Annotated in this window: 18 protein-coding genes, 1 tRNA gene and 1 pseudogene; 8 read left to right on the plus strand and 12 right to left on the minus strand. The window is 61.9% G+C overall.

Going from position 1 to position 17497, the window contains the following annotated elements; translation table 11 throughout:
• Positions 1 to 39: 39 nt before the first annotated feature.
• The 3 genes from CXQ80_RS03335 to CXQ80_RS03345 form a co-directional block, all read right to left on the minus strand.
• Positions 40 to 1470, minus strand: coding sequence for an aldehyde dehydrogenase family protein (locus CXQ80_RS03335; protein ID WP_101316470.1), 1431 nt, complete (start codon positions 1468 to 1470; stop codon positions 40 to 42).
• Positions 1471 to 1483: 13 nt separating this feature from the next.
• The gene (locus CXQ80_RS03340) at positions 1484 to 2986 is read right to left on the minus strand and encodes a cytosine permease (protein ID WP_101316472.1); all 1503 of its coding nucleotides are present in this window, start codon (positions 2984 to 2986) and stop codon (positions 1484 to 1486) included.
• Positions 2987 to 3085: 99 nt separating this feature from the next.
• Positions 3086 to 3475, minus strand: coding sequence for a nuclear transport factor 2 family protein (locus CXQ80_RS03345; protein WP_101316474.1), 390 nt, complete (start codon positions 3473 to 3475; stop codon positions 3086 to 3088).
• Between the two features lie 422 nt (positions 3476 to 3897).
• On the opposite strand from CXQ80_RS03345, the gene CXQ80_RS03350 reads away from it, so the two are divergent.
• Together CXQ80_RS03350 and CXQ80_RS03355 are read left to right on the plus strand one after the other, a co-directional pair.
• Positions 3898 to 4227, plus strand: coding sequence for a YceK/YidQ family lipoprotein (locus CXQ80_RS03350; RefSeq protein ID WP_101316476.1), 330 nt, complete (start codon positions 3898 to 3900; stop codon positions 4225 to 4227).
• 14 nt (positions 4228 to 4241) lie between these two features.
• Positions 4242 to 4436: pseudogene (locus CXQ80_RS03355) on the plus strand (transposase); the annotation flags it as partial.
• 34 nt (positions 4437 to 4470) lie between these two features.
• On the opposite strand, the gene CXQ80_RS03360 reads toward CXQ80_RS03355, so the two are convergent.
• The 9 genes from CXQ80_RS03360 to CXQ80_RS03400 form a co-directional block, all read right to left on the minus strand.
• The gene (locus tag CXQ80_RS03360) at positions 4471 to 5028 is read right to left on the minus strand and encodes a histidine phosphatase family protein (protein WP_101316478.1); all 558 of its coding nucleotides are present in this window, start codon (positions 5026 to 5028) and stop codon (positions 4471 to 4473) included.
• 82 nt (positions 5029 to 5110) lie between these two features.
• A complete protein-coding gene (gene ychF / locus CXQ80_RS03365; RefSeq protein WP_101316480.1) occupies positions 5111 to 6211 on the minus strand; it encodes a redox-regulated ATPase YchF in 1101 nt (366 codons plus the stop codon).
• Positions 6212 to 6233: 22 nt separating this feature from the next.
• Positions 6234 to 6818, minus strand: coding sequence for an aminoacyl-tRNA hydrolase (gene pth, locus CXQ80_RS03370; RefSeq protein WP_101316482.1), 585 nt, complete (start codon positions 6816 to 6818; stop codon positions 6234 to 6236).
• 76 nt (positions 6819 to 6894) lie between these two features.
• A complete protein-coding gene (locus CXQ80_RS03375) occupies positions 6895 to 7494 on the minus strand; it encodes a 50S ribosomal protein L25/general stress protein Ctc (protein WP_101316484.1) in 600 nt (199 codons plus the stop codon).
• Positions 7495 to 7617: 123 nt separating this feature from the next.
• Positions 7618 to 8559 (minus strand): ribose-phosphate pyrophosphokinase, encoded by a 942-nt coding sequence (locus CXQ80_RS03380; protein ID WP_099773531.1) that lies wholly within the window; start codon positions 8557 to 8559, stop codon positions 7618 to 7620.
• A 47-nt stretch (positions 8560 to 8606) separates the two neighbouring features.
• A tRNA-Gln gene (locus CXQ80_RS03385) sits at positions 8607 to 8681 on the minus strand.
• 34 nt (positions 8682 to 8715) lie between these two features.
• Positions 8716 to 9561: a 4-(cytidine 5'-diphospho)-2-C-methyl-D-erythritol kinase gene (gene ispE / locus CXQ80_RS03390; protein ID WP_101316486.1), complete on the minus strand. Its 846-nt coding sequence runs from the start codon at positions 9559 to 9561 to the stop codon at positions 8716 to 8718.
• A 3-nt stretch (positions 9562 to 9564) separates the two neighbouring features.
• The gene (lolB, locus tag CXQ80_RS03395) at positions 9565 to 10182 is read right to left on the minus strand and encodes a lipoprotein insertase outer membrane protein LolB (RefSeq protein WP_101316489.1); all 618 of its coding nucleotides are present in this window, start codon (positions 10180 to 10182) and stop codon (positions 9565 to 9567) included.
• A gap of 3 nt (positions 10183 to 10185) precedes the next feature.
• Positions 10186 to 11910 (minus strand): tetratricopeptide repeat protein, encoded by a 1725-nt coding sequence (locus CXQ80_RS03400; protein WP_101316491.1) that lies wholly within the window; start codon positions 11908 to 11910, stop codon positions 10186 to 10188.
• 213 nt (positions 11911 to 12123) lie between these two features.
• On the opposite strand from CXQ80_RS03400, the gene hemA reads away from it, so the two are divergent.
• The 6 genes from hemA to CXQ80_RS03430 all read left to right on the plus strand — a co-directional run bounded on the left by hemA (position 12124) and on the right by CXQ80_RS03430 (position 17478).
• Positions 12124 to 13401: a glutamyl-tRNA reductase gene (gene hemA, locus CXQ80_RS03405; RefSeq protein ID WP_101316492.1), complete on the plus strand. Its 1278-nt coding sequence runs from the start codon at positions 12124 to 12126 to the stop codon at positions 13399 to 13401.
• Positions 13398 to 14480 carry a peptide chain release factor 1 gene (gene prfA / locus CXQ80_RS03410; RefSeq protein ID WP_101316494.1) on the plus strand — a complete coding sequence of 361 codons (1083 nt, stop codon included), beginning with the start codon at positions 13398 to 13400 and terminating at the stop codon, positions 14478 to 14480. The genes hemA and prfA overlap by 4 nt, the downstream gene beginning before the upstream one ends.
• Positions 14480 to 15310: a peptide chain release factor N(5)-glutamine methyltransferase gene (gene prmC / locus CXQ80_RS03415; RefSeq protein ID WP_101316496.1), complete on the plus strand. Its 831-nt coding sequence runs from the start codon at positions 14480 to 14482 to the stop codon at positions 15308 to 15310. The genes prfA and prmC overlap by 1 nt, the downstream gene beginning before the upstream one ends.
• Positions 15304 to 16059: a molybdopterin-synthase adenylyltransferase MoeB gene (locus CXQ80_RS03420; RefSeq protein WP_101316498.1), complete on the plus strand. Its 756-nt coding sequence runs from the start codon at positions 15304 to 15306 to the stop codon at positions 16057 to 16059. The genes prmC and CXQ80_RS03420 overlap by 7 nt, the downstream gene beginning before the upstream one ends.
• Positions 16052 to 16849 (plus strand): glutamate racemase, encoded by a 798-nt coding sequence (gene murI, locus CXQ80_RS03425; protein ID WP_101316500.1) that lies wholly within the window; start codon positions 16052 to 16054, stop codon positions 16847 to 16849. The genes CXQ80_RS03420 and murI overlap by 8 nt, the downstream gene beginning before the upstream one ends.
• A gap of 101 nt (positions 16850 to 16950) precedes the next feature.
• Entirely contained in the window at positions 16951 to 17478 is a 528-nt protein-coding gene (locus tag CXQ80_RS03430) for an acyloxyacyl hydrolase (RefSeq protein ID WP_101316502.1), read from the plus strand.
• The last annotated feature ends 19 nt before the right edge of the window (positions 17479 to 17497 follow it).

Raw genomic sequence — 17497 nt, forward strand, 5'->3', positions numbered from 1 at the left:
GGTAGCGGCGCGCCCCTTGCTGGCCAAGGGGCGCGTCGGCTAGCCCAGGCAGCGGGTCACATGCTTGACTGCCTGATAGGCCGACAACCCCCATGGCCCCAGCTCGCGGCCAATGCCGCTGGCCTTCGTACCGCCCCAGGACGTTTCGACGAACACCGCTTGCACCGAGTTGATCCAGACATGGCCGACTTCAAGGCTGTCGGCGACCCGTTCGGCGCGCTGCAGGTCGCTGGAGCATACCGTGGCTACGAGGCCGAAGCGGCTGTCATTGGCTAGCTCGATTGCCTGCTGTTCGGTGCTGAAACGCCGCGCGCAGAGTACCGGGCCGAAGATCTCTTCCTGCCACAGGCGGCTGCTCGCGGGCACATTGACATACAGCGTCGGGCTGACAAACCAGCCGTCGCGGTCCAGCGCCTTGCCGCCGACCAGGCAGCGCAGGCCTTCATCGCGCGCGCTGGCAAAGTAACCTGCCACTTTCAGCCACTGCGCCTGGCTGGTCAGCGGGCCCATGTCGACTTCTTCGCGTGACGGATTCCCCACCCGCAGTTGAGTCAAAGCACGCTGCAAGTTGCTGAGCAGCGCGTCGGCGATGCCATCCTGCACCAACAGACGTGAGGTAGCCGAGCACATCTGGCCGGCGTTCCAGGTGATGCCGGCGATGATCCAGTCAACCGCCTGCTGCACGTCGCAATCGTCGAACACAATGATTGCCGACTTGCCGCCCAGCTCCAGGGTTAGCGGCCGGCAGTGCGCCGCCGAGGCACGCATGACCTGGCTGCCAACGCCATTGCTGCCGGTGAACGACAGCTTGTCCAGCCCGGGATGGCCGCTCAGTGCAGCACCAGTCTCGGCCTTGCCATTGACGATGTTCAGCACGCCTGCGGGCAGGCCGATCTGACTGGCGATTTCGCCGTAGGCCAGCTCCACCAGTGGCGTGACTTCGGAGGGCTTGAGCACCACCGTACAGCCTGCCGCCAGGGCCGGGGCGAGCTTCCAGGCGCTGGTGACCAGCGGGAAGTTCCACGGCACGACCAGGCCAACCACACCGATTGGCTCCAGCCGTGTATGCGAGGTAAAGCCGGGTGCCGCCAACGGCACTTCACGATTGCTGGCCGGCAAATGCTCGGCCAGCGCTGCGTAATAGGTGAAGGTCGCAACGGCGTCATCGAGGTCGACTTCAGCCTCGTGGCGGGGCTTGCCGTTGTTGCGCATCTGCAGGGCGACCAATGCTTCACGACGCGCCGTCAGCTGCTCGGCGAAGCCGTGCAAGAGGCGGGCGCGCTCACTTGCCGGGGTGGCTTTCCAGGCCGGCAGCGCCTGTCGCGCGGCGGTAACCGCCAGGTCAACCTGGGCCGTGCTGGCGGCCATCAGCTCGGCGAACGGCACGCCCAGCGCGGGGTCGTGGACGGTGATGCAGTCAGTGCCTTGGCCTTCGACCCAGCAGCCATCGATGTAGTTGAACGTGTTCATGGGCAGATTCCAGTCAGGCCATTTCGGCGGCAGAAGTTACCGGTTGCGGCGCGCTGTTTTTACAGCGCACCCAGCGTGGGCCGTTCGGTCCATACACGCCCGCGGGTTCGGGGAACAGCCGGAGCAGGCTGAGGTAGAGCAGGGCGGCGACGCCCAGGGTTACCGGTAGGCTCACGTCGATGCCGCCGGCCAGTTCACCCAGCGGGCCGACAAATTGCCCCGGCAGATTGACGAAGCACAGGCCCAGCGCCGCGCTGGGCAGCCAGGCGCCCATGCCGCGCCAGTTCCAGCCATGCAGAAACCAGTAGTGGCCGCCGCGCTGGCCGCGGGTGAAGACTTGCAGGTCGTCGGCATGGTAGAACCCACGGCGGGTGATCAGGCCAAGAATCATGATCACCATCCATGGGCTGGTGCAGGTGATGATCAGCACGGCGAAGGTCGACACGCTCTGCACCAGGTTGAAGGTAAAGCGGCCAAGGAAGATAAAGCCGATTGCTGCCACGCCAATCAGCAAGGTGGCTGCGGCGCGGCTGAGCAGCCGCGGGAACACGCTGGACATGTCCAGCCCGGTGCCATACAGCGCGGTGGTACCGGTCGACATGCCGCCGATTACCGCAATCAGGCACACCGGCAAGAAGAACCAGCTCGGCGAAATCGCCAGCAGGCCGCCGACATAGTTGTTGGCAGCGATGTAGTCAGGCGCCTGACTGGCGACCAGTGTGGCCGTGCACAGGCCGAACAGAAACGGGATCAAGCTGGCGGCCTGGGCGCCAATCACGGCCAGCATGATCCGCGCTTTTGGCGTTTCGCGCGGGATGTAGCGTGACCAGTCGCCGAGAAACGCACCGAACGACACCGGGTTGCTCATGGCCAGGATCGCCGCACCGACAAACGCCGCCCAGAAGCCCGCCTGGCCGACATTGACGCTACCCGCGTAGCCCGCGTCGAAGGGCCCGGCGAAGGCGAAGATGCCCAGCAGAAACAGCAGGCTCGAGGCCCACACGGCGATCTTGTTGACCCACAGCATGAAGCGAAAACCGTAGATGCACACCACCAGCACCAGCACCGCGAACAGGCCATAGGCAAGGCCCAGAGTCTGGTCGGTTTCCGGCAGCCCGATCAGCCTTTTGGCGCCACCGACCAAGGCATCGCCGGAGCTCCACACCGACAGGGAAAAGAACGCGACGGCGGTCAGCAATGACAGAAATGAGCCGACAATGCGCCCGTGTACGCCAAAGTGTGCACCGGACGATACAGCGTTATTGGTGCCATTGAGAGCTCCGAACAGGCCCATGGGCGCAAGAATCACGGCACCGATGCCAACGCCCAGCAGAATCGCCCAGACGCCGGCCTGGAATGACAGGCCGAACAGCACCGGGAAGCTGCCGAGCACGGCAGTGGCAAAGGTATTGACGCCGCCGAAGATCAGGCGGAACAGGTCCAGCGGGGTGGCATGGCGTTGCTCGTCGGGGATTTGCTCGACGCCATTGCTCTCGATACCGGTCGAGTGGCTCATGTTGATGCTCCAGCGCGGTTGTTGTTGGTCGGCGCAAGGCGCGGACGCTTTTGTGGGTGCGTTGGCAGAAGCGGCAGGGCCGCAAGGTGTGCTGCTGGGTCAGGCTGGCGAAACGACCGAGAGATGCTCATGGCACGCCAGCCAGCGGCAGTCGTGACGGCGGAACAGGATGGTCTCGCGCTCGGCCAGTTGTTGTTCTTCACCGTTCAGGCTGATGCGCGTGTCGACATCGTGGATGAAGATTGCCAATTCGCCCTGAAGGGTGATGCTGGGGTTGCTCGATTGGCAATGGAGCACTTTGAAGCCATCGGCCTGCCACTGCTGCCAGAGGGTTTGGTATTGCTGACGCGAGAACAGAGGCTGAGGGAGGGTGTGGAAGACGAAACTGGCGTCTTCGCTGAAGCAGGCGAAGTAGCGCTGGGTGTCGTTGCTGGCAAAGGCGGCTACCAGCTCGGCGGCGGCCTGGCTTACCTGGAGGGTCTGGTCCACTGCGGTGGCCTCACGGTTATTGTGATTATGGTGGGCGGATTTTGCGCAGGGTTTGCGGGGCGAAGAATCTGCTGGGAGAAATAATTAGTTCAGGGATTTGTGAACTGATGCGGTGGGCTGATCGCCGTCTGGTCAGCCGGCTGATGATCAGCCTTTATGCGTACTGCTCCAGATGACCGAGAAATGGGGGCCAAAATTGTACCGATCTGCTGCTGTCAGGGTTCAATCCGCTGAATTGATAATGCGCCTGCACGATTTAGGAATTGTCTTATTCGAGAGTGGCCTGCAACTAACTAAAGTAGTGGTCCGTGTTGTGGAGGTCTCCAGGAAATGCCCGTCCTTCGACAGTGTCTTGTTCAAACTGGAGGTAGTGTGCGGAATCAACCGCTTCGCAGTTAACGACGTTTAAGTGAGAGTGAGTGATGCTAAGGAAACTTACATTATATGTGTTGTTGGGCGCGGTACTGTCCGGGTGCGGCACCATCAATACGGTATTTAGTTCGGATGCCGACACGATAAACTCGCTGAGAAAAGCAAAGACCCGGTGCGAGACTGTTCCGCGTGTTTATAGTGGGCTGTCGTATGACTTGTGTGTGATGCATGGCCCACCGCAGGTGACTGAGCGGGACCCTGCCGCGCCGGCCATGATTCCCCTCCAGATCATCGACTTGATCCCATCCGGGGTTATCGACACCCTGTTGCTGCCCTATACAATTTATCTGCAAAGCTCGCAGGGTAGCCTCGACTTATGAGGGGCGCGTGCCGGGCTGAGTGGCCCCGTGGGATGACAGTCAGAGAGATCCGGGCTTTTCTTTCCGAGCAGTACGGAACAGAGGTATCGCCCGACTTCATCAGCTCCGTGACCGATGAGGTCATGGAAGAAATTGGCGCATGGCACCAGCGGCCACTGGAGCCGATGTATCCGGTGATTTTCTTAGATGCTTTGCGGGTCAAAATTCGGATAAGCCCCCACTACAACCGTAGGCAAAAATCACTCAGCAGCGGCGATACACCACAGCACTCCAATACCCGCTATTACCGGACGCCTGTGGCACCCAGCCTGCAGCCCGCAACCGCTTGCCAATCAACCGATTCATGATCCCGTGCCCAACCAACAACACCGGTCCACCCTCAGCGATCGACTGCAACCGCCGAGCCCCGTCATCCGCCCGCGCACCCGCCGCCTTGGCCGACTCAACTCCCGCCGAATAGCCGCACAACCACAGCACCCGCAGCACAGCCGCCCAGGTAAACGGCGAAAGCTTCGCCAACCGCCCACGGCCACCCGGCAACTGCGCCTCGCAGAACACCGCATCAACCACAGCAGGCTCGACCCCAAGCGCCTGCGCCGAGCTCAGCGCACGCGGCGCGCTGCTGCAGGCAATTACCTGCGCACCAGCCGCCAACTGCACGCTGGCAGCAGGTGCAGGGTCTTGGGTGATGACTGAGCGATCATAGTCTTCGATCCAACCCCGCATGTCACCGAGGGCAACTCGACTGGTCACAGCCAGTTGCGGCTGGCCATGACGCATAAGAATAATCTGCTGTTCCATGCTGCTCTGCTTCCTTGTTGAGTTCGCCACAAAAAAAATCCGACGCCAAGGCATCGGATTTTTCACATCAACCTGAAACCAATCAGACGTTGAAGCGGAAGTGCATCACATCGCCGTCTTTGACGATGTAATCCTTACCTTCCAGGCGCCACTTGCCTGCTTCCTTGGCACCGCTCTCACCTTTGAACTGAATGAAGTCGTCATAGGCGACTACTTCAGCACGGATGAAGCCTTTCTCGAAGTCGGTGTGGATCACGCCAGCCGCCTGCGGTGCGGTAGCACCGATGCGCACAGTCCAGGCGCGTACTTCCTGCACACCGGCGGTGAAGTAGGTCTGCAGGTTGAGCAGCTCGTAACCGGCGCGAATCACCCGGTTCAGGCCAGGCTCTTCCAGGCCCAGGGCTTCGAGGAACATGTCCTTCTCTTCGCCGTCATCGAGCTCGGCAATCTCGGCCTCGATCTTGTTGCATACCGGCACCACCACCGCGCCTTCTTCTTCAGCAATCGCGCGCACTACATCCAGGTGCGGATTGTTGTCGAAGCCGTCTTCAGCAACGTTGGCGATGTACATCACCGGCTTGCTGGTCAGCAGATGGAAGCCACGGATCACGGCCTTCTCGTCGTCACCCATGGTCTTCATCAGGCTGCGCGCTGGTTTGCCTTCAGTGAAGTGCGGGATCAGCTTCTCGAGGATGGCCTTCTGCGCGAGGGCCTCCTTGTCACCGCCCTTGGCATTGCGGGTGACTTTCTGCAGTTGCTTCTCGCAGCTGTCGAGGTCGGCGAAGATCAGCTCGAGGTCGATGATCTCGATGTCACGCTTGGGGTCGACGCTGTTGGAGACGTGAATCACGTTCTCGTCTTCGAAGCAGCGCACCACGTGGGCGATGGCGTCGGTCTCGCGGATGTTGGCGAGGAACTTGTTACCCAGGCCTTCACCTTTGGAGGCACCAGCAACCAGGCCGGCGATGTCGACGAACTCCATGGTGGTCGGCAGGATGCGGTTCGGCTTGACGATTTCAGCCAGAGCCGCGAGGCGCGCATCCGGCATCGGCACGATACCGCTGTTCGGCTCGATGGTGCAGAAGGGGAAGTTCTCAGCCGCGATGCCAGACTTGGTCAGCGCGTTGAACAGGGTGGACTTGCCGACGTTGGGCAGGCCGACGATGCCGCAATTGAAACCCATGGAAATTCCCCTCTTGGTGAGATCAGGCCTTCTGGCAGTGCAGCTCGCGCATGGCCTTGGCGAAGTCGCCGGCGAGCACGTCCGGCAGCACGCCGAGGGCAAAGTCGATGCTGGCGTCGAGCTTGTCCTGTTCGGCGCGCGGTGCGCGGCCAAGGACGAAGTTGGAGACCAGCTTGGCGTCACCTGGGTGGCCGATGCCAAGCCGCAGGCGATGGAAGTCGTTCTGGTTGCCGAGTTGCGCGATGATGTCGCGCAGCCCGTTGTGCCCACCGTGGCCGCCACCTCGTTTGAGTTTGGCGACGCCCGGAGGCAAGTCGAGTTCGTCGTGAGCCACCAGAATGGCCTCCGGTTTGATCCGGAAGAAATTGGCCAAGGCCGCCACGGACTGGCCGCTGCGGTTCATGTAGGTGGTGGGGATCAACAGACGAACGTCGTTGCCCTGATGGCTGAATTTTGCCGTCAGGCCGAAATATTTGCGGTCAGCAGTGAGTGAAACCCGCTGGGCGCTGGCAATGCGTTCAACGAAAAGAGCCCCTGCGTTATGCCGGGTCTGTTCGTATTCGGGGCCGGGGTTACCCAAGCCAACGATCAACTGGATGGCGGTCACGTAGGGGCTCTTCCTTGGAGTTGGGGGTTACAGTGCTGGGCACTGTAACCCGGTCAACACCGGCGCGCCGAGTAGATTACTCAGCAGCGCCTTCTTCTTCAGCGTCGGCAACAACACGCGGAGCGTGAACGTTGGCAACTGCTTTGTCATCACCGTGGGCCAGAGCGACGAACTCTACGCCTTTAGGCGCTTTCAGGTCCGACAGGTGGATGATGGTGCCGATTTCAGCGTTAGCCAGGTCGACTTCGATGAACTCTGGCAGGTCTTTGGCTTCGCAGGAAACTTCGATCTGAGCTTCAACGTGCGAGATCTCGCCGCCTTTCTTGATCGGTGCTTCTTCGTTGATGAAGTGCACTGGAACCTGAGCGGTCAGTTTCTGGCCAGCGACAACACGGATGAAGTCAGCGTGCATGATGAACTGCTTGACTGGGTGACGCTGCAGGGCCTTGATGATGACGTTCTGCTTGGCGCCGTCAACGTTCAGCTCGATCACGTGGCTGAAGGCAGCTTCGTTTTCGAACAGCTTGGCGATTTCCTTCAGCACGAAGGTCACCGACTCAGCTTCTTTGTTGCCACCGTAGATAACGGCAGGGATGCTCTGCGAGTGACGCAGGCGGCGGCTCGCACCTTTCCCCAGGTCAGTACGCTTGATTGCGTTCAGGGTAAAATCAGTCATTTTGTTTCTCCAAAATAGCCAGCACCCGCAGGCGTTTGCGACCAGCGCCAAACGGGGTGGGCAAAAAAGCCCCGCCCCGACATAAGGGTCGGGGCGGGGCGCTTTTCGTCAACGGGGTTCCGCTTAGCGGAACATCGCGCTGATCGATTCTTCGTTGCTGATGCGGCGAACCGCTTCAGCGACAACCGGTGCAATATCCAACTGGCGGATACGGTCACAGGCTTGAGCAGCGGCCGACAGCGGGATGGTGTTGGTCACCACCAGCTCGTCGAGTACCGACTTCTCGATGTTCTCGATCGCTCGGCCCGACAGAACCGGGTGCGTGCAATAGGCGTAAACCTTGGCAGCGCCGTGTTCTTTCAGAGCCTTGGCCGCGTGGCACAGTGTGCCGGCGGTGTCGACCATGTCGTCTACCAGGATGCAAGTGCGCCCTTCGACGTCGCCGATGATGTGCATCACTTCGGAGTGATTAGCCTTTTCACGGCGTTTGTCGATGATACCCAGATCGACACCCAGCGACTTGGCAACAGCCCGTGCACGCACGACGCCACCGATGTCTGGGGAGACGATCATCAGGTTCTCGAAACGCTGGTCTTCGATATCGTCGACCAATACGGGCGAACCGTAGATGTTGTCGACCGGGATATCGAAGAAACCCTGGATCTGGTCAGCGTGCAGGTCGACAGTGAGAACACGGTCGATACCCACGACAGTGAGCATGTCAGCGACAACTTTGGCGCTGATGGCTACACGTGCCGAACGCGGACGGCGGTCCTGGCGGGCGTATCCGAAGTAAGGAATCACGGCGGTGATTCGGGAGGCTGAGGAGCGGCGGAAGGCGTCGGCCATCACTACCAGTTCCATCAGATTATCGTTGGTCGGAGCGCAAGTCGGCTGAATGATGAAGACGTCTTTACCGCGGACGTTTTCATTGATCTCAGTGCTGATCTCACCGTCGGAGAACTTACCGACAGAAACATCACCAAGTGGGATATGCAGCTGACGTACGACACGTCGAGCCAGATCGGGGTTAGCGTTCCCCGTAAAGACCATCATCTTGGACACGCGCAGTACCTGAAGGCTGAGGGTATACCTGGATGAGTATAGGAAAATGGCAGGGGCGGCTGGATTCGAACCAACGCATGGCAGGATCAAAACCTGCTGCCTTACCGCTTGGCGACGCCCCTGTATCTGTTGCTGCGAGTACTGTGTACTCGACTTCTAGAGCAGACTCTGTAGCTTGCGATGCAACATCGAAACGTTGCTTCCTTTTGCCACAAACCCTGTTTGAGTCTCTGAAAGAAGGGCCAGAACTTTATCAGCTTCGGCTTTGCTTGGGAAGGCCCCAAACACGCAACTTCCAGTACCGGTTAATCGAGCTTCAGTATATTTACCAAGAAGATTCAACGCATTGCGAACTTCCGGGTAACTTTGCTCTACCACCGGTTGGCAGTCATTTCGACTGTTTCCCTCGGGAACGGGGCGCATCTTAAGGGGGAGGGAATCACGTGTCAACTGCGGATGTGAAAAAATTTCCGCTGTGCTGACAGACACTTGCGGCACCAGCACGACATACCACGGCTCGGCCGGATCGACCGGGGTGAGCTGCTCGCCAACACCTTGGGCGAAGGCCGCATGGCCGCGCACGAACACCGGTACATCGGCGCCCAGGCTCAGTCCCAGCGCAGCCAGGCGATCAAGGTCCCAGCCCAGTTGCCACAGATGGTTGAGGCCGAGCAAGGTGGTCGCGGCGTCGGAGCTGCCGCCGCCAATGCCGCCGCCCATGGGCAGAAGCTTCTCAAGCCAGATATCCACACCTTGAGTGCAGCCTGACTGCTGCTGCAATTGGCGCGCAGCGCGCACGATCAGGTTGCTGTCGTGGTCGACTCCGGGGACGTCCGTCTGCAGGCGCACCTGATCGTCGTCGCGCAGGGCAAAGCGCAACTGGTCAGCGTGGTCAAGAAACTGAAACACGGTTTCCAGCTCATGGTAACCGTCATCGCGGCGGCCAATGATATGCAGCCACAGGTTCAGCTTGGCCGGTGCCGGCAGGCTCAGCGTGGTCATCGATCAATGCCCCAGTTGCCGCGGTTGCCAGTCTTTGACCACCAGGGTGACGTCGATGTCCTTGCCATGCAGCTTGATTCGCTCTGGCAGCCAGTAGCCATTCTGCTCGGTGTAGCTCAGGTACTGCACCTGCCAGCCATCCTGGTTCAGGCCGGCCAGGCGGCTGTCCTGGTCGAGGGTCAGTTGGCTCTTGCTGTCGGGGGCGGGCAGGCCGCGCACCCACCAGACCAGATGCGACACCGGCAATTCCCAGCCAAGCTGTTCGGCGAGCAGGGCTTCCGGGCTCGGCGCTTCATAGCGGCCCTGGTTGGCTACCTCCAGCACCACGCCGCCGGGACGACCGGTCAGACGCGCCGCACCGCGGCCGAGCGGGCCAGCCAGGCGGATGTCGTAGTAATCCTGGCGCTGCAGCCAGAACAGGGTGCCGCTACCGGAGTCCTTGGGCGCGCGGATGCCGACCTTGCCGTTGATCTGCCAGCCGTCGAGGCTGCTCAGCTGTTGTTTGTGTTGACGCCACAGTTGTGGGTCGCCCTGGCCCTGCACGGCTTCACGACTACCAAAGCTGCTGCAGCCAGCGAGCACGGCGATCAGGGTAAAGGTAAGGCAATGACGCAAAAACATGGCTTAGAGAGTCTCTGATCCGGTCAGGCGCAAGACGGTCTTGCGCAGGACACTACTGTCGGGTTGGGTTTCGAAGGCTTTGGCCCAGACCTGGCGCGCTTCGCGGCGCTTGCCATTGGCCCAGAGCACTTCGCCCAGGTGGGCTGCCACTTCGTGATCGGGGAAGCGCACCAACGCCTGGCGCAGGTAGCGCTCGGCCTCATCCAGATTGCCCAGGCGATAGTTCACCCAGCCAAGGCTGTCGAGCACGGCAGGGTCGTCCGGGGTCAGTTGGTGGGCTTTTTCGATCAGGGCTTTGGCTTCGGCATAGCGCGTGGTGCGGTCGGCCAGGGTGTAGCCGAGGGCATTCAGGGCCATGGCGTTTTCCGGCTCGCGGGTGATGATGGCGCGCAGGTCCTTTTCCATCTGGCCGAGGTCGTCACGCTTTTCGGCGAGCATGGCGCGGGTATAAAGCAGGTTGATGTCGTCCGGGTAGCGCTTGATAGCTTGCTGCAGGACCTGGTCGGCTTGCGCCTGCTTGTCGTTGTTGCCGTAGCTTTCGGCCTCGATCAGGTACAGCTGGATGGCGTAGTCGGGCTGTGCTTCGCGGGCTTCGGCGAGCAGGCGCGAGGCCTCGCGGCCGCGGCCGTTGGCGATGAGGATGTCGGCCTGGCGCAGTTGCGCCGGCAAGTAGTCAGCACCTGGGCCGACCAGTGCGTATTCGCGCAGCGCCGCTTGCGGGTCGTTGCGCTGCTCGCGGATCCGGCCCAGGTTGAGGTGCGCGGCATCGACGTTGCTGTCGCGTTCGACCAGCTCTTGCAGATAGCCTTCGGCCTCGTCCCAGTCCTTGTTTTCCAGGCATACCAGCGCCAGGGAATAGCGCAGTTCGTCATCCTCCGGGTACTGCTGGAGCATGCTTTCGAACTCGGCCTTGGCGTCGCCGATGCGGTCCTGTTCGACCAAGGTGCGCGCATAGGTCAGGCGCAGGCGCTTGTCTTCCGGGTTGTCGCGGATTGCTCGGCGCAGCAGTGGCAGTGCTTCAGGGCCGCGGTCGAGGGCTTGCAGCAGGCGTGCACGGAGCAGGATCGGAGCGATTTCGCCATTTTGCGGTGGGTGCTGCTCCAGCAGAGCCAGCGCTTGCTCCGGTTTGTCGTCCTGATTGAGCAGCAGCGCCTTGCCGAAGATCAGCTGGCCGTTCTCGGGGTACTTCACCAACAGGCGCTCGAAGCTCTGCATCAAGCCATCCCGGGTGCTTTGATCGGTCTCGGCTGCAGACAGCGCGAGGAAGTCGAAATGGGTATCGCCCTGACCTTGCAGGACCTTTTCCATGAATACCATCGACTCGTCGTAGCGCCCGCCACGCGCCAGCTGGATCGCGGCGGCGCGTTGGGCGTCGAGGTTGTCCGGGTCGTTGCGGGCCCAGATCAGCGCGGTATCCAGCGCCGGTTCGTCGGCACCAAGGTACTCGGCAATGCGGAAGGCCCGCTCGGAGACGCCTGGGTCCTGGGTTTTCTCGGCCTGGTCCACGTAGTTGGCCAGGGCGATATCGAAACGGTTGCGCTGGCCGGCCAACTCGGCGACGAGCAGGCTGTAGAGGGTTTCCGGCTTGAACGATCCGTACACCACGGGCTTTTCCTGCGCAGCCTTGGCGGCCTCTGCAGCAGGCGGCTCGGCGGCGTTCTGCGGGGCCAGGCTTTGGCAGCCCTGCAGCAGGGCGAAGGTGAGCAGCAGTGCGTGGGATCTATTCATAGATAAGGTATAAAAGTGCTATCCGGCGGTCGCAGCATGATGACACAAGCGCAGTGGCAAACCCACCTGCGAAGCCATACCGCGTGATTAAGAATCAGGCGCGTGTAGTGGCCATCATGGCCACGATCTATTACGACAATAGTGAACGGTGGTTGTTCTGGAACCTGCGAAGTAGGACAATTATCGGCTTCACGTCACAACCAGCGACCTTGCATGGCCTTTCTTGCACTTGGTATCAACCATAAGACTGCCTCGGTAGACGTACGCGAGCGCGTGGCGTTTACGCCCGAGCAGCTGGTCGACGCCCTGCAGCAGCTCTGCCGACTGACCGCCAGCCGCGAGGCGGCGATCCTGTCGACCTGCAACCGCAGCGAGCTTTACATAGAGCAGGACCAGTTGACCGCCGACGCGGTGCTGCAATGGCTGGCCGACTACCACCAGCTCAGCGTAGATGAACTGCGCGCAAGCGCCTACGTGCATGAGGAACATGACGCCGTGCGGCACATGATGCGGGTCGCCTCCGGGCTGGACTCGCTGGTGCTGGGCGAGCCGCAGATCCTCGGCCAGATGAAGTCGGCCTACGCCGTGGCGCGTGAGGCCGGCACCATCGGGCCGCTGCTGGGGCGCCTGTTCCAGGCCACCTTCAGCGCCGCCAAACAGGTACGGACCGACACTGCGATCGGCGAAAACCCGGTGTCGGTGGCGTTTGCCGCGGTCAGCCTGGCCAAGCAGATCTTCAGTGACCTGGGCCGTAGCCAAGCGCTGCTGATCGGTGCTGGCGAAACCATCACCCTGGTTGCCCGCCATCTGCATGAGCAGGGCGTGCGCCGTATCGTCGTGGCCAACCGTACCCTGGAGCGGGCAAGCATGCTCGCCGAGCAGTTCGGCGCCCATGCCGTACTGCTGGCGGACATCCCTCAGGAGCTGGCACACAGCGATATCGTCATCAGTTCCACCGCCAGTCAGTTGCCTATTCTTGGCAAGGGCGCGGTCGAAAGCGCGCTGAAGCAACGCCGGCACAAGCCGATCTTCATGGTCGACATTGCCGTGCCGCGGGATATCGAAGCGCAGGTCGGCGAGCTGGATGACGTCTACCTGTATACCGTTGATGACCTGCACGATGTCGTCGCCGAAAACCTCAAGAGTCGCCAGGGCGCGGCGCAAGCTGCCGAAGAGCTGGTTGCGGCCGGCGCCGGCGACTTCATGGTGCGCCTGCGCGAGCTGGCTGCGGTCGACGTGCTCAAGGCCTACCGCCAGCAAAGTGAACGGCTACGCGATGAAGAGCTGCAGAAGGCCCAGCGGCTGCTGGCCAACGGCGGCAACCCGGAGGACGTGCTGGCCCAGCTGGCCCGAGGGCTGACCAACAAATTGCTGCACGCACCCAGCGTGCAGCTGAAAAAGCTCTCGGCCGAGGGCCGCGTCGATGCGCTGGCCATGGCCCAGGAACTCTTTGCCCTCAACGAGGGCTCCACGGACAAACCCCCGCAATGAAAGCGTCGCTGCTGAATAAACTGGATATCCTCCAGGACCGCTTCGAGGAACTGACTGCTCTGCTCGGTGACGGCGAGGTCATTGCCGACCAGACGCGCTTCCGGGCCTATTCCAGGGAATACGCCGAAGTCGAGCCGGTGATGAGCGCCTACCAGGAATGGCGCAAGGTCCAGGCTGACCTCGAGGGCGCGCAGGCGCTGCTCAAGGACAGCGACCCGGACATGCGCGAGATGGCCGTCGAGGAAGTCCGCGAAGCCAAGGAGCAGTTGGTCGAGTTGGAGTCGCAGCTGCAGCGCATGCTGCTGCCCAAGGACCCCAACGACGGTCGCAACGTGTTCCTGGAAATCCGTGCTGGCACCGGCGGCGACGAGGCGGCGATTTTCTCCGGCGACCTGTTCCGCATGTACTCGCGGTATGCCGAGAAGCGCGGCTGGCGCCTGGAGATTCTGTCCGAGAACGTCGGCGAGCACGGCGGCTATAAAGAGATCATCGCCCGCATCGAAGGCGACAACGTCTACGCCAAGCTCAAGTTCGAGTCCGGCGCGCACCGTGTGCAGCGGGTGCCGGAGACCGAATCGCAAGGGCGTATCCATACCTCCGCCTGCACCGTGGCAGTGCTGCCCGAGCCCGACGAGCAGGTCGCGATCGAGATCAATCCGGCTGACCTGCGTGTAGACACCTACCGGGCCTCCGGTGCTGGCGGTCAGCACATCAACAAGACCGACTCGGCGATCCGCATCACCCACTTGCCGACCGGCATCGTGGTCGAGTGCCAGGAAGAGCGTTCCCAGCACAAGAACCGCGCCCGCGCCATGTCCTGGCTGTCGGCCAAGCTCAACGACATCCAGACCAGCGCTGCGCAGAACGCAATTGCCAGCGAGCGCAAGCTGTTGGTCGGCTCGGGTGACCGCTCCGAGCGCATTCGCACCTATAACTATCCACAGGGACGGGTGACCGATCACCGCGTCAACCTGACCCTGTACTCCCTGGATGACATCCTCGCCGGCGGCGTCGATGCCGTGATCGAACCGTTGCTGGCCGAATACCAGGCCGATCAATTGGCTGCCCTGGGGGACTGATGACCATTATTGCCAGCCTGCTGCGCAACGCACAGTTGCCAGATTCGCCGACCGAACGGCTCGATGCCGAGTTGCTGCTGGCGGCTGCCCTGGGCAAGTCGCGCAGCTTTCTCCACACCTGGCCTGAGCGCATCGTCAGCAGTGAGGCCGCGCAGGTGTTTGCCGACTACCTCGCGCGCCGCCGTGACGGCGAGCCGGTGGCTTATATTCTCGGTCAGCAGGGGTTCTGGAAGCTCGACCTCGAGGTTGCGCCAGACACCCTGATCCCGCGGCCCGATACCGAGCTGTTGGTTGAAACCGCCCTCGAGCTGCAAGCCGGCGGCCCGGCGCGGTTGCTCGATCTGGGCACCGGCACCGGCGCGATCGCCTTGGCCCTGGCCAGCGAACGCCCGGTTTGGCAGGTGGTCGCCGTAGACCGGATCGACGCCGCCGTGGCGCTGGCCGAGCGTAATCGTCAGCGCTTGCAGTTGAGCAACGTCGAGGTGCGTAAGAGCCACTGGTTTGATGCCCTGGCTGGCGAGCGCTTCGCGATGATTCTGAGCAACCCGCCGTATATCCGTGCTGCCGACCCGCATCTGGTCGCTGGCGATGTGCGCTTCGAGCCGAGCAGTGCCCTGGTGGCAGGTGACGATGGCCTGGATGATCTGCGCGTGATCATCGCCCAGGCGCCTGAGCACCTCGTCGAAGGCGGCTGGTTGTTGCTTGAGCACGGCTACGATCAGGCTGATGCTGTGCGTGAACTGCTCAGCCAACAGGGCTTCACCGAGGTCGCCAGCCGGCGTGACCTGGGCGGCCACGAACGCATCTCGCTGGGGCGCCTGCCATGCTGAGTGATCAGGAACTGCTGCGCTACAGCCGGCAGGTCCTGCTGGCTCAAGTGGATATCGACGGCCAGTTGCGGCTCAAGCAGAGCAAGGCGCTGGTGGTCGGCGTCGGCGGCCTCGGCTCGCCGGTGGCGTTGTACCTGGCAGCGGCGGGGGTTGGCGAGCTGCATCTGGCCGACTTCGACACGGTCGACCTGACCAACCTGCAGCGGCAGATCATCCATGACACCGACAGTGTCGGCATGGGCAAGGTCGACTCGGCGATCAGGCGGCTGCAGGCGATCAACCCGGAGATCAAGCTGGTTGCGCACCGCTTGGCGCTGGACGAGGATTCCCTGGCAGCGGCTGTGTCAGCGGTCGATGTGGTGCTGGATTGCTCGGATAACTTCACCACCCGCGAGGCGGTCAATGCCGCGTGCGTAGCTGCGGCCAGGCCTCTGGTCAGCGGCGCGGCGATTCGCCTCGAAGGCCAGTTGTCGGTGTTCGACACCCGGCGCGATACCAGCCCTTGCTACCACTGCCTGTATGGCCACGGCAGCGAGGCCGAACTGACCTGCAGCGAAGCCGGTGTGATCGGCCCGCTGGTAGGCCTGGTCGGTAGCCTGCAGGCACTTGAAGCACTCAAGCTGCTGGCCGAATTCGGCGAGCCGCTGGTCGGTCGCCTGCTGCTGATCGATGCGCTGACTACGCGCATGCGCGAACTGCGGGTCAAGCGTGACCCGGCCTGCGCCGTGTGCGCTCAGCGCCATGGCTGAGCGCTCGGCGCCGGTCGGCGTGATGGACTCGGGGGTCGGCGGTTTGTCGGTGCTCGCCGAGATCCAGCGCCGGCTGCCCAACGAATCACTGCTGTACGTGGCCGACAGTGGTCACGTGCCCTACGGCGAAAAATCCCCTGACTACATCCGCCAGCGCTTGCGCCATATCGCTGAGTTTTTTCAGCAGCAAGGTGCCAAGGCGATGGTGCTGGCCTGTAATACCGCGACCGTGGCCGCCGTAGCCGATCTGCGCGAGCAGTACCCGCAGTGGCCGTTGGTGGGGATGGAACCTGCGGTCAAACCGGCGGCGGCGGCGACTCGTTCAGGCGTAGTGGGAGTGCTGGCCACCACCGGTACTCTGCAAAGTGCCAAATTTGCCGCCTTGCTCGACCGCTTCGCCAGCGACGTCCGCGTCATCACCCAGCCCTGCCCGGGGTTGGTCGAGCGGATCGAGGCGGGTGACCTGATCAGCGCCGAGTTGCGCCGGTTGCTCGCAGGCTATGTTCAGCCGCTGCTGCAGGCGGGTTGTGACACGCTGATTCTGGGCTGTACGCATTATCCCTTCTTGCGCCCGCTACTGGCCGAACTGGTTCCGGCAGATGTAGCGATCATCGATACCGGCGCTGCGGTGGCCCGGCAACTTCAGCGTTTGCTCGGCGAACGCGACCTGTTGGCAGAGGGGCCGGCGCAGCAGACCGCCTTCTGGACCAGCAGTGATCCGGACAATCTAAGAAAAATCCTACCTTTGTTGTGGAAGAAATCCGACAGTGTGCGAAGCTTCCCACTGTAAAAAAAATGTGAAAAGCCACCTAGAAAGCTGAACTATCGTACAAGCTTTGATTTCTACTAGGTGCCGATGAGGCATAACACTTAAAACAGCAAATGAAAGGGATGTTTCTCATGAAGAAACTGCTTGGTTTGGCGGCGGCTGCCGCCTTGGCGATGGGGCAAATGACAACGGCGCAGGCTGCGGACGTGTCGCTGTCGGTAGGGCAGACCGGCGACTCCACCATGGTCTACCGCCTGGGCCTGCAATCGAACTGGGATGCCAGCTGGTGGCAAACCAGTGTTGGTCGGGTAACCGGCTACTGGGATGGCGCCTATACCTTCTGGGACGGCGACACCACTGCCAGCAACCACAGCCTGTCGTTCGCGCCGGTATTCGTCTATGAATTCGCCGGTGACAGCGTCAAGCCGTACATCGAAGCAGGTATCGGTGTCGCTGCGTTCTCGCGCACCAAGCTGGAAAGCAATGACCTGGGCTCGTCGTTCCAGTTCGAAGACCGCATCGGCTTCGGCCTGCGCTTTGCTGGCGGCCACGAGATCGGCGTGCGTGCAATCCACTACTCCAATGCCGGGATCAAGCAGCCCAATGATGGTGTAGAGAGCTACTCGCTGCATTACCGTATGGCGCTGTAAGCGCGCCGTCAGGTAGCCG

Source organism: Pseudomonas sp. 02C 26 (assembly GCF_002843585.1).
GTDB lineage: Bacteria > Pseudomonadota > Gammaproteobacteria > Pseudomonadales > Pseudomonadaceae > Aquipseudomonas > Aquipseudomonas shirazensis.